This window comes from Chitinophaga tropicalis (assembly GCF_009758205.1).
GTDB lineage: Bacteria > Bacteroidota > Bacteroidia > Chitinophagales > Chitinophagaceae > Chitinophaga > Chitinophaga tropicalis.
Map to the genome: position 1 here is coordinate 175,636 of NZ_WRXN01000013.1, position 17,021 is coordinate 192,656.

General features: G+C 47.0%; 8 protein-coding genes. 7 read left to right on the plus strand and 1 reads right to left on the minus strand.

All coding sequences use genetic code 11. The annotated features are described in order from the left end of the window. Nucleotides 1–7 precede the first annotated feature (7 nt). Both GO493_RS24465 and GO493_RS24470 read left to right on the plus strand, forming a co-directional pair. Nucleotides 8–2,236 carry a peptidase domain-containing ABC transporter gene (locus GO493_RS24465; protein ID WP_157308867.1) on the plus strand — a complete coding sequence of 743 codons (2,229 nt, stop codon included), beginning with the start codon at nt 8–10 and terminating at the stop codon, nt 2,234–2,236. 6 nt (nt 2,237–2,242) lie between these two features. After that, entirely contained in the window at nt 2,243–3,529 is a 1,287-nt protein-coding gene (locus tag GO493_RS24470) for an HlyD family efflux transporter periplasmic adaptor subunit (protein WP_157308868.1), read from the plus strand. A gap of 6 nt (nt 3,530–3,535) precedes the next feature. On the opposite strand, the gene GO493_RS24475 is transcribed toward GO493_RS24470, so the two are convergent. After that, nucleotides 3,536–7,624 carry a two-component regulator propeller domain-containing protein gene (locus tag GO493_RS24475; protein WP_157308869.1) on the minus strand — a complete coding sequence of 1,363 codons (4,089 nt, stop codon included), beginning with the start codon at nt 7,622–7,624 and terminating at the stop codon, nt 3,536–3,538. Between the two features lie 173 nt (nt 7,625–7,797). On the opposite strand from GO493_RS24475, the gene GO493_RS24480 reads away from it, so the two are divergent. From GO493_RS24480 to GO493_RS24500, 5 genes are read left to right on the plus strand one after another with little or no spacing between them, the layout of a single operon-like run. Next, nucleotides 7,798–10,731, plus strand: a complete 2,934-nt coding sequence (locus tag GO493_RS24480; RefSeq protein ID WP_157308870.1) for a SusC/RagA family TonB-linked outer membrane protein — start codon at nt 7,798–7,800, stop codon at nt 10,729–10,731. 19 nt (nt 10,732–10,750) lie between these two features. Beyond that, entirely contained in the window at nt 10,751–12,343 is a 1,593-nt protein-coding gene (locus GO493_RS24485) for a RagB/SusD family nutrient uptake outer membrane protein (RefSeq protein WP_157308871.1), read from the plus strand. A 10-nt stretch (nt 12,344–12,353) separates the two neighbouring features. Further along, nucleotides 12,354–13,409 carry a SusE domain-containing protein gene (locus tag GO493_RS24490; RefSeq protein WP_157308872.1) on the plus strand — a complete coding sequence of 352 codons (1,056 nt, stop codon included), beginning with the start codon at nt 12,354–12,356 and terminating at the stop codon, nt 13,407–13,409. 38 nt (nt 13,410–13,447) lie between these two features. Beyond that, on the plus strand, nt 13,448–14,476 hold the full coding sequence (locus GO493_RS24495; RefSeq protein WP_157308873.1) for a glycoside hydrolase family 53 protein: 1,029 nt from the start codon (nt 13,448–13,450) through the stop codon (nt 14,474–14,476). 18 nt (nt 14,477–14,494) lie between these two features. Further along, a complete protein-coding gene (locus GO493_RS24500) occupies nt 14,495–17,017 on the plus strand; it encodes a membrane or secreted protein (RefSeq protein WP_157308874.1) in 2,523 nt (840 codons plus the stop codon). The last annotated feature ends 4 nt before the right edge of the window (nt 17,018–17,021 follow it).

Consider the following 17,021-nt stretch of genomic DNA (forward strand, 5'->3'; position numbering starts at 1 on the left):
AATATGTATGAACCTCTTTTTCCCCTTTTATAAGCAGTATGATGTCATGGATTGTGGTCCGACCTGTCTCCGCATGATTGCGAAGCATTATGGAAAAGACTATTCTCCGGCATACCTGCGTGAGATCTCCTATATCACAAAACAAGGGGTCAGTTTCCGGAATATCAGCCTGGCGGCAGAGAGGATAGGTTTCCGTACTATGATAGGAGGAACAACAGTAGAGAAACTGGCAGATCAGACACCATTACCGTGTATACTGCACTGGGATCAGGACCACTTTGTTGTACTATACAAGATCAGCCGGCAGAAAGATAAATTCTACATTGCAGACCCGGCCAGGGGAAGAGTAAGCATATCTGCGTCTGACTTCAGGGCCAGGTGGGCGCAGGGGCAGGATGGTAAAGGATTTTTGCTGATGCTGTCACCTTCCTCTTCTTTCTATGAACAGACTGAAGCCATGAAAGGAGGTAAGGGCTGGCTGTTCCTGTACCGGTATATCAAACCTTATTCAAAGCTGCTGGTGCAGCTGCTGGTCACTTTCATTGCTGCCACCCTGATCTCCCTGGTACTGCCATTCCTGACGCAAAGCCTGGTAGATAATGGTATACAGCACCGCAATATTAACTTCGTATATCTTGTACTTATTTCCCAGCTGGTGCTCTTTGCCGGGAATATGGCTATAGATGTGATACGCAGCTGGATACTGATTCATATCAATGCCCGGGTCAATATATCTATACTTTCTGACTTCCTCATCAAGCTGATGAAACTGCCCGTACGTCTTTTTGATTCCAAACATACGGGAGACATTATACAGCGTGTCAATGATCACCGCAGAATAGAGTCTTTTCTTACCGGTACCACACTTAATTCAATGTTCTCCCTATTGAATATTCTTGTGTTTTCCATTGTGCTGGGCGTCTATAGCGGAAAGATCTTCCTGACCTTTTTCCTCGGTTCTGTTTCTGCTATTGGCTGGATACTGTTGTTCATGCGTAAACGTAAAAGCATTGATTATACGAAGTTCCGTTATATGTCAGACAACCAGGACAGCCTGTATGAGATGATCACAGGTATGCAGGAGATACGCCTGAATAATAATGAAGTATACCGCCGCTGGAAATGGGAGCAGATACAGGGAAAGCTGTTTGCTGTTAACCTTAAAGGCCTTTCGCTGGAACAATGGCAGCAGGTAGGCACTGCCTTCTGTAACCAGCTGAAAAATATCCTGATATCTTACTTCTCTGCTACAGAGGTGCTTTCAGGCAATATCAGCCTGGGTATGATGCTGAGTATTTCCTATATAGTAGGGCAGATGAACAGCCCTGTTGATCAGCTGCTGGCTATGGTCAGGTCTGCCCAGGATGCGAAGATCAGCCTGGACCGCCTGCGTGAGATCCACGAGCAGGAAAATGAAGATGAAGGCAAAGAAGCCACAGGGTCTTCATACATCATACGGCCTCAGTTCACCGGTAATGGAAGCGCGCATTCACATGAAGGCGGCATAGTACTGGAGAATGTATCTTTTCAATATGAAGGTCCCGAATCGCCTTATGTTCTGAAAGATATTAACCTCACTATTCCTTATGGGAAAACTACTGCCATTGTGGGTACCAGCGGCAGTGGTAAGACCACGCTGATGAAGATGCTGCTTAAATTCTATGCACCGGCCAGCGGTATTATCAGGATAGAAGGCGAGGAACTGGATAAGATACCTGCATATGACTGGCGCAGCCGTTGCGGAGTAGTTATGCAGGACGGATTTATTTTCTCTGACACTATTGCCCGCAACATAGCAATGAATGATGAGTATATCAATGCAGGAGAACTGGACTATGCGGTGGAAATTGCCAATATACAGGACCTGATACGGCGGGCGCCCAAAGGGTTTGATATGAAGATAGGCAATACAGGCGCAGGACTGAGCGCGGGTCAGAAGCAACGGATACTGATTGCCAGAGCCGTTTACAAGAACCCTGCCTACCTGTTCTTTGACGAAGCTACCAGTGCACTGGATGCAAGGAATGAAAAGAAGATCATAGAGAACCTCAGACATTTTTTCAAAGGTAGAACAGTGCTGGTCATTGCTCACAGGTTAAGTACCGTGAAGGAGGCAGACCAGATCGTTGTACTGGAGAACGGATGTATCGTTGAAACCGGCGATCATCAGACCCTTACAGAAAAGAAAGGAAAATATTTTGAGCTGGTGAAGAACCAGCTGGAACTTGGAAATTAGTTATTTATGCCGGTACAGACTTATGACCTGGAGACAGAAGGTATACAGGAGATCATGAATCATCCTCCCGGCTGGATAGTGCGTTGGGGAGCTACCGTTATTACGCTGGTTCTCTTTGCATTCCTGTTGGGTGCCTGGTTTATCCGTTATCCTGATATTGTCAGCGCAAAGGTGGTGATCTCTTATTCCAATCCGCCGGTAAAGATAGTAAGCCGTAATAACGGTATTATTTCTTCTATCCTGGCTGCCGACGGTAGCAGGGTAGAGGCGGGACAACCTTTACTTGTATTACAGAGCAATGCTGCTTTTAAGGATCTGCAGCAGGTAATGGACGGGGTCGGGAAAATAGATACCGCAAGAGACCTTGCCAGGAGTATAAGCAATATCAATTTTCCCCGTAAGGTACAGCTGGGAGACCTGCAGGCAGAATATTCCACCTTGCTGAAAGCAGTGGCAGACTACCAGTTCTTTATTGATAACCGCTTTTATGTACGGAAGATAGAACACCTGAAAAAACAGATCAGTCAATATGGGGACCTGAACTTTTCCCTCGATGAACAGGCAGCTCTGCAAAACCAGAAATATAATGCAGGTATTGCCAACTTTACGATAGACTCAATGTTGTTTGAAAGTAAGACCATTGCTGCGGTAGAATTTAACAATTCCCGGCAGCGTATACTGGACCAGCGTATAGAAGGAAAGAACACACGTTCTGTAATGATACAGAATACACTGCAGCAGGAAGAATACCGGAAGAATATCACCGATATCCTGCAGCAACAGTTACAGGACGATAATACATTACAGCTGCGTATAAAAGAGAGCATCAGGCGCTTGCAGGGGCAATATGATACCTGGAAAGAGAATTACCTCATTAAAAGCCCCATAAGCGGTAAAGCGGAGTTTTTCCAGGTATGGAATGAATTCCAGTATATCAACTCAGGGCAGGGCATTATGATGATCACTCCTTCTTCTGTACAATACATCGCCAAAGGATATGTTCCGCTGGTGGGAGCAGGCAAGATAATGAAAGGACAGAAGGTACTGATCAAACTGTACGCATTTCCATTTGAGGAATTTGGCATGATAGAAAGTCATGTGGATAATATCTCTTCAGTGGCGATGGACAGTTTGTTTGCAGTGAATATGAAATTACCTTCCCCACTCATTACAGGTGCGAACAGGCGAATACCGGAACAGCCCCAGATGCTCGGAGTGGGAGAGATCCTTACGGAAGATAAAAGCCTGTTGCAAAGACTGTTTGAGAACATCTATAAGAAATGGAAAGAATGATAACCATTATTGCTTTAGCTCCTGCAGGAACTGCGTAGGCGTTTTCCCGAATTCCTTTTTAAATGCTTTGGTAAAATAGGATTGCGTTTGTATGCCTATCCGCAGTATCACTTCAGACAATGGTACGTCTTCATGTGACATAATATGAGCGGCCTTCTTCAGCCGGATGGTGCGTACAAAATCGCCCGTTGACTGTCCTGTCAGCTGTTTGATTTTCTGGTACAGGTTTGTTTTACTCATCCCCATTTCACTGCACAATACGCTGATATCAAAATCAGGGTCCATCAGATTTTCCTCTATCCGGTTAAGCAGGTTATCCATAAACTCTTTATCCTTCGTGGAGTTAACCAGTTCTTTTGCTTCGTAGTAATAATCTTTTAAAAACCGCTCCCTTGATTTTCTTCGTTGTTCCAGTGTATTCTTTATAGTGATAAGAAGCAACTCTATGCTCAGCGGTTTACCGAAGTAAAAATCTGCACCTGATGCGGCGCCTTCTATGTTGGAAGATAATGCTGTTTTTGCGGTGAGCATCATGAAGGGAATATGGCTGGTTTCCAGGTTCTCTTTTGCCAGCTTGCAGAAGGCAATGCCATCCATTACAGGCATCATCACGTCACTGATAATGATATCCGGCATTTCAGCTTTTGCTTTCTCGAATCCCATTTGTCCGTCAGAGGCTTCAATGATGCGGTATTCCGGTAACAGGGCTCCTTTCAGGAACTCCCTCAGTTCACTGTTATCGTCTACCACCAGGATGGTAGCTGCTTCTGCAGATGCTTCTTTTTCCGGTGCGGTAGCGGGTGTTGTTAATGTATAACGCTGATTGGATACTAGGCTTTCCAGTTGTTTCACTGTCTTTGAAGGATCGCCCATCCATCTTTCCTGCTCCGTGTAGTCTGACTTTTGAAAGGGCAGGGAGATAATGATCTCTGTGCCTTTGTTACGTTCACTGTATACGCGGATACTGCCTTTATGCAGAAATGTGAGGCTTTTCACAAAGGCCAGTCCTATACCTGAGCCAAGGTGGTTCTCATTCACCCTGAAATAGCGCTCAAATAGGTGTTCTATAGATTCTTTTGAAATGCCTATACCATTATCTGTGACCCTGATATGGAGGTATTCATTTGTTTTATAGTCGTTTTGTAAAACCAGTTCATGCGGATAGGAAGGTTTAACGTCCTGGATAGAACTGCGCATCTCCAGGGTTATCTGTCCTCCGGAGGGAGTGTATTTAAACGCATTGCTCAACAGGTTATAAATGATCTTCTCCAGTACCTGGTTATCAAACCAGGCCTCTGCCGGCGGATCGACCGTATTTACCGTGAACCTTATCTGCTTTTCTGCCGCCCATTCACGGAACTCTTCTGATATTTCTTCCAGGAACAGCGAAGGATTGGCCGGCATTACTTTCAACTGCAATACGCCGGATTCTGCTTTCCTGAAATCCATTACTTCATTCACCAGGTCCAGCAGCCTGTAGGCATTTTTCTGCATCAGTCTGTAGTAGTGCAGTTGCGCACTGTCTTTTACTTCTTTGATCATCTTTTCCAGCGGACCCAGTATTAAAGTAAGCGGGGTGCGGAATTCATGTGAGATATTAGTGAAGAACTGCAGTTTCAGCTGGTGCACTTCTTCCCGTTTCTTTTCACTGATCTTTTTCAGCTCAGCTGCCCTTCTGAATGCCAGTATGCGGTATACTGCAAATATGATAGCTGCTGATAGTAGTAACAGGAACCACCAGCTTCTCCAGAAAGGAGGATATATAACAACTGTGATAGCTGTTCCTTTCTCATTCCATACACCATCACTGTTTGAGGCTTTTACCCTGAATACATAGGTGCCGGGGTTCAGGTTGGTATAAGCCGCTTTCCGTTCATTACCTACATAGTTCCAGTCTTTATCCCATCCTTCCAGTTTATAGGCATACTGGTTATTTTCAGGAGCGGTATAATCCAGTGCAGCGAAGCTGAAAGAGAAAGAGGACTGTTTGTAGTTAAATGCTATTTTATCTGTCAGGCTGATCTCCTGTTGTAACGGTGAGCCTTTCACACCGGGCAGCATGCGCTGGTTTGATACCTGGAGGTCGGTGACATAAACCGGGGGCAGGAATGAATTGGTCTTTATTTCCCCGGGATAGAAGGCATTGAAACCATTAACGCCCCCGAAGTACATCTGGCCGTTGCGGGTTTTTATATATGCGTTGGCCTCAAATTCAAGTCCCTGTAATCCATCGCCTGTATTATAGGTCTTATATTGATGAGTGTCCGGGTGAAAGCGTACAATGCCATTGGCTGTAGATATCCAGAAATTGCCAGCGGTATCTTCCGTTATCCCTTTAATGAAAGCGGATGCCAGGCCGGCTTCTGAGGTGTAAAGGGAAAAGCTTTTACTGGTCTCATTGAAGAGGTAAAGTCCTGATTGTCCCACCCACAAACGTCCTTTGCTGTCAGTAAACAGTATACGGAGGTCGGGCTTTTTCTCGCCCCCGGTAAAGAAGTGAGTGATCTGTTCAGAATAAGGGTCATAGCAGTTCAGGCCACCATCATCCGTTCCTATCCAGATTCGTCCTTTACTGTCTTCTGTCATAGAAATGGCGTTCTTCCCGGAGAGGTTGCTGGGGAAACGCCTGAATTGCCTGGTAGTGCGGTCGTAAATGTTGACGCCTCCGTAATAAGTGGCTATCCAGAGATTGCCCCGGCTGTCTTCCATTACTTTCTGCACATAGTTGGAACTGATGCTGTGCGGATCGGCAGGATTGTTCAGAAAGCGGGTGAAGCCTTCATCTGCCGGGTTATAGAGATTTAATCCCCCGCCCCAGGTGCCTACCCAGATGTTGCCCTGCCGGTCTTCCGTAATACAGAGCACCTCGTTGGAGCCCAGCGTTCTTTTATTGAAGGGATTGTACTGGTAATGACGGAAACTTTGCCTGGCAGGGTCGAATAGGTTTAGTCCCCCACCATCTGTTCCTATCCATATCCCCCCATGACGATCTTCACAAAAAGCTTTCACATCATTGTAACTCAGGCTGTTCTGTTTTAACTGCTGTTGGTACAGCCAGAATTTTTCAGCTCCGGGTACATATATATTAATACCACCACGGTGGGTGCCTATCCATAAAATACCCTGTTTATCTTCAAAAAGGGCGGAAACAGTTCTTTGGGACAGGCTTCTTTGGTTCTCCGGTTCATTCTGATAATGGAAGAAGGTTCCCTTTTCAGGGTTGAAGAGGTCCAGTCCCCCGTTCACGCCGCCGGTCCACAGGTTACCCCTGCTATCCGGCAGGACGGCCCTGACCTGGTTAGTGGAAAGGCTGGAGGGTTCTTTTTCCTGGTGCTCATACCTGATATAGCTGTTGTTTGCCGGGTCGAACAGGAATAGTCCCCTGTCCTCGGTTCCCAGCCAGAGATTTCCATGACCATCATCTTTAATGGTCCTGATTTCCTGCTGACTTTCGCCTGGAGCTGGGGCAATGGTGCGAAAGTTCTTATTATCTCTGTCAAACAGGGCCAGTCCGTTTTCAGTAGCTACCCAGAAGCGGCCCTTGATATCCTCATGGAGGTAGTTCACCCGGTTGTCGGGAAGGCCCTGCCGGTTATTGAAACGGGTAAATGTGCCGGTTGCCCGGTCAAAGAGGTTTAATCCGCCTCCATAAGTGCTGACCCAGCATCGTCCCTGCCGGTCTTCATAGATGCAGGTCACCTGGTTATGGCTCAGGCTTGTGCTGCTGGATGGCTGATGGGGAAAGCGGGTAAAGTTGTTTTTGCCGGCGTTGAACCGGTTCAATCCGTTTTGGGTACCTATCCACAGGGTATGTTGCCTGTCTTCATAGACATATTTAATATAGTTGTCGCTGATGCTGTTACTGTCTGCTGCGTTGTAACGGTAAACAACCATCTGGTAGCCGTCGTATTTATTCAGTCCGTCCCGGGTGCCAAACCACATGAAACCCCTGCTGTCCTGGAAGATAGTTTCCACTGTACTGTTAGACAATCCCTGTTCATTGGTCAGATGCCTGAAGTGTAATACCGGCGCCTGGGAAAAAAGGCGTGCGCTGAAAAGGAATTGCAGAGATAAAAGGAAATACCATTTTAACATGACATCACATTGTTCGTAAAAGCGTAAAAAGGCCCGGGACAAGGCGTGGAATACAAGCACTGTGGCAAAATTAGATCAATAGAACAAAAAAAATGAACAATCGGATAACAACCTGAAGCCAGGCTATTTTACATTGCGGGCCTAAAATACGACCTAAAACAAAATATGCCACGATGAAAATTAGAAAACGGTTGCTCCACGTTGTACTGTGTTTTATCCTTACAATGTTCGCTGGGTTATCTGCGTTTGCCCAGCAGCAGGTAAAGGGAACACTGAAGTCTTCCTCCGGCGAGCCGGTTCCCGGCGCCACCATAACAGTGAAACGGGCAGGTAATGTAGCTATTGCTGATACAGCAGGTAACTTTACGATCAAGGCGCAGGCAGGGGATACCCTGGTTGTTTCCTTTATTGGTTTTGAAAGGCAGCAGATCCGGGTCCCTGCCTCACAGTTCGTTAATATAATATTAAAGGAGACCGTCTCCACCCTGAATGATGTGGTGGTGATCGGTTACGGTACCCGTGCCCAGAAAGACCTGACAGGGTCGGTAGCTACGGTGACCGCCAAAGATTTCCAGCAGGGGGCGGTTACTACGCCCGATCAGCTGGTGACCGGTAAAGTGGCCGGGGTGGTCATTACCTCCAACGGGGGCGCTCCCGGGGCCGGTGGCACCATCAGGATCAGGGGAGGTACCTCCCTGAATGCCAGTAATAATCCGCTGATAGTGGTGGATGGGGTGCCGCTTACCAGTGAAGGTGTTTCCGGTGTGTCCAACCCTCTCAGCCTGGTGAACCCGAGCGATATTGAGTCTTTCAACATCCTCAAGGATGCTTCTGCTACCGCTATCTATGGTAACCGTGCCTCCAACGGGGTGATCATCATTACCACAAAGAGCGGTTCCGCAGGTAAACTGAAGGTCACCTTCAACTCAGTGCTTTCCCAATCTGTCAGGAGAAATGAAATAGATGTCCTGGATGGGGTGCAGTATCGCCGTTTGATCGCTGAAAAAGGGAATGACGAGGAAAAGTCACTGGTAGGTACCGCAAATACAGACTGGCAGGACCAGATCTTCCAGAAAGCTTTTGGGGGAGACTATAACCTTGGGCTTTCCGGAGGTATAAAGAAACTGCCTTACCGTCTCTCAATGGGTTATACCTACCAGGACGGTATCCTGAAAACCAGTAATATAAAAAGGACTTCCGGGGCACTGAATCTGACGCCGGCCTTCTTTAATAATACCTTGAAGGTGAACATCAACCTGAAGGGAGTGTACCAGAAAACAAGGTTTGCCAATGAAGGGGCCATCGGCGCTGCTATCGGGTTTGATCCTACCCAGCCGGTTTATTCCAGCAATAAGTATGGCAACTTCTTTGAATGGCTGAACCCGGCCACAGGTATTCCTATTGAGCTGGCCACCAAGAACCCTCTTGGACAGCTGATGCTTAATTCCAGTCTCAGTGATGTGTACAGGAGCATAGGCAGCATCAAGGTAGATTATAAACTGCCGTTCTTCCCTGCGCTGACCGCTACCGCTAATGCCGGTTATGATATCTCCAAAACGGAAGGTAATGGCTTTGTACCTGCCTACGCTGCGCTTTCTTATCAGAGAGGCGGTTCCAGGACGCAATATTCCCAGAGAAGAAAGGATAAGTTGCTGGACCTTTACCTGACCTATGCAAAGAACTTGGACGCTATCAGGAGTAAGCTGGATGTAACTGCCGGTTATTCCTACCAGGATTTCTTCAGAGGCAGCCCTGCCTACCCGGTAAGGAATGCGAATGGGGATATCATCAATACCCCGGTAGCCGATTCCAGCCGCAATACACTGATCTCTTTCTTTGCCCGCGCTAACTATACGTTGATGGACAGGTACCTGCTGACAGCTTCCTTCCGACGTGACGGTTCTTCCCGTTTTGCCGCCAGCAACCACTGGGGTAATTTCTCCTCCCTGGCATTGGCCTGGAGAATAAAGGAAGAAGGTTTCCTCAAAGATGTCAATGTACTTTCCGATCTTAAACTGCGTGTAGGGTATGGCGTAACAGGTAACCAGGATATAGGTCTTGCCTATCCCTTCCTGCCCATTTATACACAGGGGGCCAGCAACGTACAATACCCGTTTGCCAACGGCTCTTATCTGACTTACCGTGCAGAGGCATATGATCCCAATATCAAGTGGGAACAGACGGCAGCCTGGAATGCCGGTCTTGATTATGGTTTTGTGAACAACAGGATCAGCGGTACACTGGATTTCTATTATAAGAAAACCAAAGACCTCCTGGCAGATATTCCTACTGCCGCCGGCGCTAACTTAAGCAACCATGTGCTGACCAATGTAGGCAATATAGAAAGCAAAGGGGGGGAACTGGCCATTAACGCTGTGATCATTGAGAAGAAAGATTTTAACTGGAAGACAGGGTTCAATATCAGCTATAACCAGAACAAGATCCTGAAGCTGTCCAATGTATCTGATTCAAGCTCTGAAGGTATACTGACCGGCGCTATTGCAGGCGGTACTGGCAATACTATCCAGATCAATACCGTTGGATATGCGCCCCAGACATTTTATGTATACAGGCAGGTATATGGTCCTGATGGCAGGCCCGTTGAAGGAGTATATGAGAAACCTGTGAGCGGTAGCAATATGTTCTACAGGTACAAATCTCCCAATCCAAAGCTGACAATGGGTTTCACTTCACAGATGAACTACCGTAACTGGGACCTTTCTTTTGTGCTGCGCAGTAATATAGGCAACTATGTATATAATAATATCAGGTCAGCCGGAGGCGCTTATAACAGCATCAGGACATCAATGGGATATATAGGAAATGTAAATGCTGATTACCTGAATACAGGGTTCAGCAACAGCCAGTATTCTTCTGATTACTATGTGGAGAACGCTTCTTTCCTTCGGATGGACAACCTTTCACTGGGATATAACTTTGGTAAGATACTTCGCAATTCTGCTACGCTACGTTTGAATGCCATTGTGCAGAATGTTTTCGTGATCACCAAATACAGTGGTCTCGACCCGGAGATCTTCAGTGGTATTGATAACAATCCATATCCCAAACCACGTATCTATTCCCTGGGTATCAACCTTGCTTACTAACTGATCAAAAAGAAGGACCATGACAATTAAATCTCTATCTATAATATCTGCCTGTGTTGCCCTTGCTATGGCAACCGGCTCCTGCACCAAAGACCTGAACCGTCTGCCTTATGTGCAGGAAACCTCTGAGACCGTGTATAAAGATCCGGTGAAGATAAAAGGCGTGCTTGCCAAGTTGTACGGAAGCCTTTGCCTCAGCGGACAGCATTATGAAGATAACAGCCTGTCAGATATAATAACAGATAATACAGGCACTAACGTATTTCTGCGTAACTACTGGGCTTTGCAGGAGCTTACTACTGATGAAGCTGTGATTGGCTGGAACGATGGTGACCTGCTCAGTTTCCATAACCTGAACTTTACGCCGGATGGCAAATATGTAAAGGTGATGTATGATCGTATCTTCTTTGGTGTGGCTGCCTGTAATGAATTTCTGCGTCAGACCACGGACAATAAAATGAGCGGTTTTTCTGCTGATATACAGGCCAGCATACAGGAATACCGCTATGAGGCCCGCTTCCTGCGTGCATTCTATTACTGGATAGCTATAGATATGTATGGTAAAGTGCCTTTTGTAACGGAGAAAGATCCTGTTGGTGCTTTTCAGCCTGAGCAGATATCCCGTGCAGACCTGTTCACTTACCTTGAAACAGAGCTGAAAGAGCTGGAAACCCTGTTGCCTGAACCACGTACAGGCGAGTATGGCAGGGCAGACAGAGGGGCGGCATGGATACTACTGGCTAAACTGTATCTTAACGCTAAGATATATACCGGTACAGATAAGAATACAGAGACCATTACTTACTGCAATAAGCTGATCAGCTCTGCTGCTTATACACTGGAGGCAGACTATTCCCGTTTGTTTAAAACAGATAACAACCTCACTACAGAGATCATCTTCCCTATTATGGCAGATGGTGTAACGTCCCAGTCTTATGGTAATACTACCTACATCCTGCTGGGCTCTTTAGGAGGGACCATGAACCCGGCAGATTACGGTGTTTCCACCACCTGGGGCGGTATGAGAACTACCAGAAATGTGGTGAACAGGTTCCCGGATCCCTTTGGTACTGCAGACAAGCGCGCTATATTCTATACCAGCGGTCAGAACCTGGATATCAGCGATCTGTCCAGCTTTAATGATGGTTATGCGGTGCCTAAATTTAAGAATATCAGCTCTACCGGCCAGCCCGGATCTGATCCTACCAAAAGGTTCACCGATACTGACTTTCCTATGTTCCGCTTTGCAGATGTTTACCTGATGTATGCAGAGGCAGTAGTGAGGGGAGGAGCAGGCGGCTCTGTTGCAGAAGCGGTGAATTATGTGAACCTGTTACGCCGTCGTGCATATGGTAATAACAGCGGAGATATCAGTGCCGGTCAGCTGACGCTGGATTTCTTACTGGATGAGAGAGGAAGGGAATTATACTGGGAAGCCACCAGGAGAACAGACCTGGTACGTTTCGGTAAGCTGACCAGCGGTAGTTACCTGTGGCCTTTCAAGGGTGGTGTTGCGGCAGGTACTGCTGTACAGGAGAAGTATAATGTATTCCCGATACCTAACACAGACAGGATTGCCAATCCTAACCTTGTTCAAAACGATGGCTATTAAAAAAGATCATATGAAACGCATCATAAATTATTTTCTGTTCATACTGTTATTTGCTTCCTGTAAAAAGGATGAGACAAGAGTGGTATACAGCCTGCCTGCAGGCACACCTTCTTTCAGCAGCAGCATTAGCTCAATTGTACTGGATAGTACGCATAAAGAAGATGTGGCTGTGTCATTTGCCTGGTCTTCCCTGAGCTACAGTATCAATGCTGCGGTGACCTACTCGCTCGAGTTTGACACAGCCAATGCCATGTCAAATCCAGTAGCCTTCATCATGAATGCAGATACCACTAAGTCATATACTGTGGCACAGCTGAATGCTATTGCTTTACAGGCAGGCCTTGAAGGGGCTAAGGCTGGTAAGCTGAATGTACGTATGAAAGCAGAAGTCCGCATGAATGGCACTTCTACCAATCCATCCACTATTCCTGCTACCTATTCAGCAGTGCTTCCTGTCACCATCACAGCTTATGCTCCTGCCACTGTTTCCCGTTTATGGGTGCCAGGTGAATACCAGGGCTGGAATGCAGCTACAGCGCCTACACTGGCTGACGTAGCAGGCAAAGGCGCTTATGAAGGATATATCTATTTTCCCAATAATGCCAGCGGCAACTATACTTTCAAGATCACCACCGCGCCTAACTGGAATGATCCTTCATGGGGATATGAAAGCGCTACCAAAATGGTGAAAGGCGGAGGAAATCTTTATACACCAGGAGAAGGGTACTTCCTGGTGAGGGCTAATACTACATCGCGCGACTGGAGCACAACGCCCACCACCTGGTCCATAGTGGGCGATGCGGTGACTGACTGGGATACAGATGTACCGATGACCTACGATACTGAATCCGGTACATGGGTGATCAGTTCTGTCAACATCAAAGCCAGCGGCGGTTTCAAATTCAGGGCCAATAGCGCCTGGACAATCAACTATGGTCCTGCCGATGGCAAACTGGTACAGGATGGCGGTAATATCTTCGCTCCCGGCGGAGTGGCCGGCAACTATAAAGTTGTACTCAACCTGAGCGATGCGGGCAATTATACTTATACGCTCACCAAACTCTGACAGGGTACACCATTATGCAAACAAAGAATGAGAACACAATGAAGAAACTCTTTATAGCAACAGGTATATTGTTCCTCGCAATGACCAGCTGCAAAAAATATGATATGCCTGGTAACACACCGGCTACAAACCCCATCCTGGCTAATATGGTGCGTGGCGCTGATGTAAGCTGGATCACAGAGATGGAGGATGACGGTCTTAAATTCTACGATACCACCGGCAAACAGACAGATGGTATACAGCTGATGAAAGACCTGAACATGAATGCCATCCGTCTGCGTGTATGGGTAAACCCGGCAAACGGGTACAATAACCTGGCAGATGTAACTGCCAAGGCCGTACGTGCTAATAACGTGGGTCTGAAGTTGCTGATAGACTTTCATTACAGCGATTCCTGGGCAGACCCCGGTCAGCAGACCGTACCAGCAGCATGGAGCGGGCTGGATATAACAGCCCTGCAAACATCTGTCTATAATCATACGCATGAAGTACTGGCAGCGCTGAAAGCTAAAGGTATTATACCTGCCTGGGTGCAGGTGGGCAATGAGACCAACAATGGCATGTTATGGCCATTGGGTAAGGCATCTGATCATATGGACAATTTTGCTTTGCTCATTAATGCAGGTTATAAGGCGGTGAAAGAGATAGACAGCAACATTAAGGTGATAGTACATCTTTCCAACGGGTTCAATAATGAATTGTACAGGTGGATGTTTGATGGTCTTACAGCAAACAAAGCCAGCTTTGATGTAATAGGTATGTCATTATACCCGGCTACGAGTGAGTGGCAAACACCTAACCAGCAATGTGAAGCGAATATGAAAGATATGATTTCCCGTTATAACAAAGAGATTATGATCTGTGAGGTAGGTATGCCGGCTACGGCGCCTGTAGCAACCAATTACTTTATCAGGGACCTTTACACAAGAATCAATAACTTGCCCGGAGGAAAAGGCCTTGGCCTGTTCTACTGGGAACCGCAGGCATATAACAGATGGCAGAATTATCCTCTGGGCGCATTTGATGCTTCCGGCAAACCTACTTTCGCAATGGATGCTTTCAGGTAAAAGATCACTGGTATTGTAATGAGAAGAACAGCTTTATTTTTAATTATCCTCCTGGCCGCTAAATGCAGCTTTGCCCAGCGGCCTGTATATGTTGACAAGGCAGGTGTGCTCCGGTACACCGCCAATAAGGAAGAAGCTACTTTCTTTGGTGTCAACTACACCATTCCGTTTGCATATGGTTACCGCTCTCACAAGACGCTTGGCGCAGATCTGAAAAAGGCTATTGACAGCGACGTATATCACCTGTCAAGGCTGGGCATAGATGCTTTCCGTGTGCACGTATGGGATACAGAGATCAGTGATGCGGCAGGCAACCTGCTGGTAAATGAACACCTTGATCTTTTTGATTACCTGCTGAGCAAACTGAAGGAGAGAAAGATCAGGATACTGATCACTCCCATTGCTTTCTGGGGAAATGGTTATCCTGAAAAGGATGAGAACACAGGCAGCTTTTCCTTTATCTATGGAAAGGAAAAAGCATTGGTGAACGATACCGCTATCCGTGCACAGGAGAACTATCTGAAACAATTCTATGTGCATGTGAACCCATACACCGGTCTTAGTTATAAGAATGATCCGGATATCATTGCCACAGAGATCAATAATGAACCTCATCATTCCGGTACGCTGGCAGGGGCTGCCAGTTATGTGAACAGGATGGCGGCAGCTATACGTAGTACAGGATGGAATAAACCTGTTTTCTACAATATCAGTGAATCACCTTCATTTGCCAGTGCTATTGCAGGCGCGCGGATTGACGGTGTCAGCTTTCAATGGTATCCTACAGGGCTTGTTGCCAACCGTACCTTACAGGGTAATTTACTGCCTAATGTAGACCGTTATGCCATTCCTTTCGATACTATCCCGGCTTTCAGGAACAAGGCCCGCATGGTGTATGAATTTGATGCAGGAGATGTATTGCAGCCTGTCATGTATCCTGCTATGGCCCGCAGTTTTCGCACCGCCGGCTTCCAGTGGGCAACACAGTTTGCATACGACCCTATGCATACTGCCTATGCCAATACAGAGTACCAGACACATTACCTGAACCTGGCATATACACCGGAGAAGGCTCTCAGCCTGCTTATTGCCGGTAAGGTATTTCATCAGCTGCCACGGAATAAAAGTTACGGCATTTATCCTGCTGACACCCTGTTTGGTGCAGCCAGGGTAAGTTATGAACAACAGCTGAGCGAGTGGAATACACCGGCTGAATTTTATTATACCGGCAATACAACCACAAAGCCAGTTGATCTGCAACAGCTGAAGCACCTGGCAGGCACCGGCGCTTCTCCCGTAGTGCAGTACCAGGGAACAGGCGCTTATTTTCTTGACAGGATAGAAGATGGGGTGTGGAGACTGGAACTGATGCCAGACGTACTGTCGTTGATGGACCCGTTTGATAGAGCCTTTCTTTCAAAAGAAGTAAGGCGTGTACAGTGGAATAACCAACCGATGGCTATTCAGCTGCCTGATCTCGGAGAGGATTTCACAGTAATAGCGGTAAATAAAGACAACAATACTATTCCGGCAGTATCCGGACATACATGCACAATATGGCCGGGAGCTTACCTGCTGGTACGTAAAGGGAAACAGGCTGATGCTGTAAAGAGCCGGGCTGGCATCGCTGAATTTGTGGCGCCACAACCTGTCAGCACTGCGCTTACGGTAAGTCATACTCCTTTTACTGAGCTGACAGCTGGCGTACCTGTTACAGCAGAGGCAATAGTTGGCGGAGTGGATACTTCTGCACGCGTATGGCTGGAAGGGAATATGCGTGGTGGAAAGTGGTTCAGGGCTGACATGCACCCGGTTGCCCCATCCCGCTATATAACAGAATTACCGGCAAACCTTCTGCAGCCCGGGGAGCTACAGTACCGGTTGATTGTACAGCAGGGCAGAGAATTTACAGCTTTCCCCGGAGGCCGGAAGGGAATTCCTTATGCCTGGGATTACTATCATAAGGATACCTGGAAGTCTTTCGTTGCAGTGCCAAACAGCATGTTATCATTGCTGGATGTAGCAACAAATAATGACCTGATCATGTTGCCTGCTTATACTGCAGATGCCTATACGGCGGCAGACAGGTCTGGTCAGCTGGCTATACGCATTAGCGGGAATGGAACTGGATCCGATCCTGTTACCGGCGTAAGCAGGGCTGTAGGTACGCAGCTGAAGGGACGGAGAGAAGAATTGCCTGCCTTTAATACAATAGTTATCCGTGCCAGGGTGACAGGCGTGGCCAATGCCAATGCAAGGATAGCATTGATCACAACCGGCGCTGTTGCTTTTGCCACACAATTCCCTCTTACAGGAGAATTCAGGGAAATTGAAATACCTGTAGGCAGCCTGCAGCCGGACCAGGCATTGTTGCTGCCGAGACCATATCCGGGCTTTATGCCGCTCTGGCTGAAGGAGAGCAGCAATGCTCCGTTCAACCTGAAGTTGCTCGATAAAATTGAAATAACCAATATAACCGGCGTTGGTGTTAGCGTACCATATGCGATTGAAATAGCATCCGTCTGGTTAAAAGTTAAATAAGCTT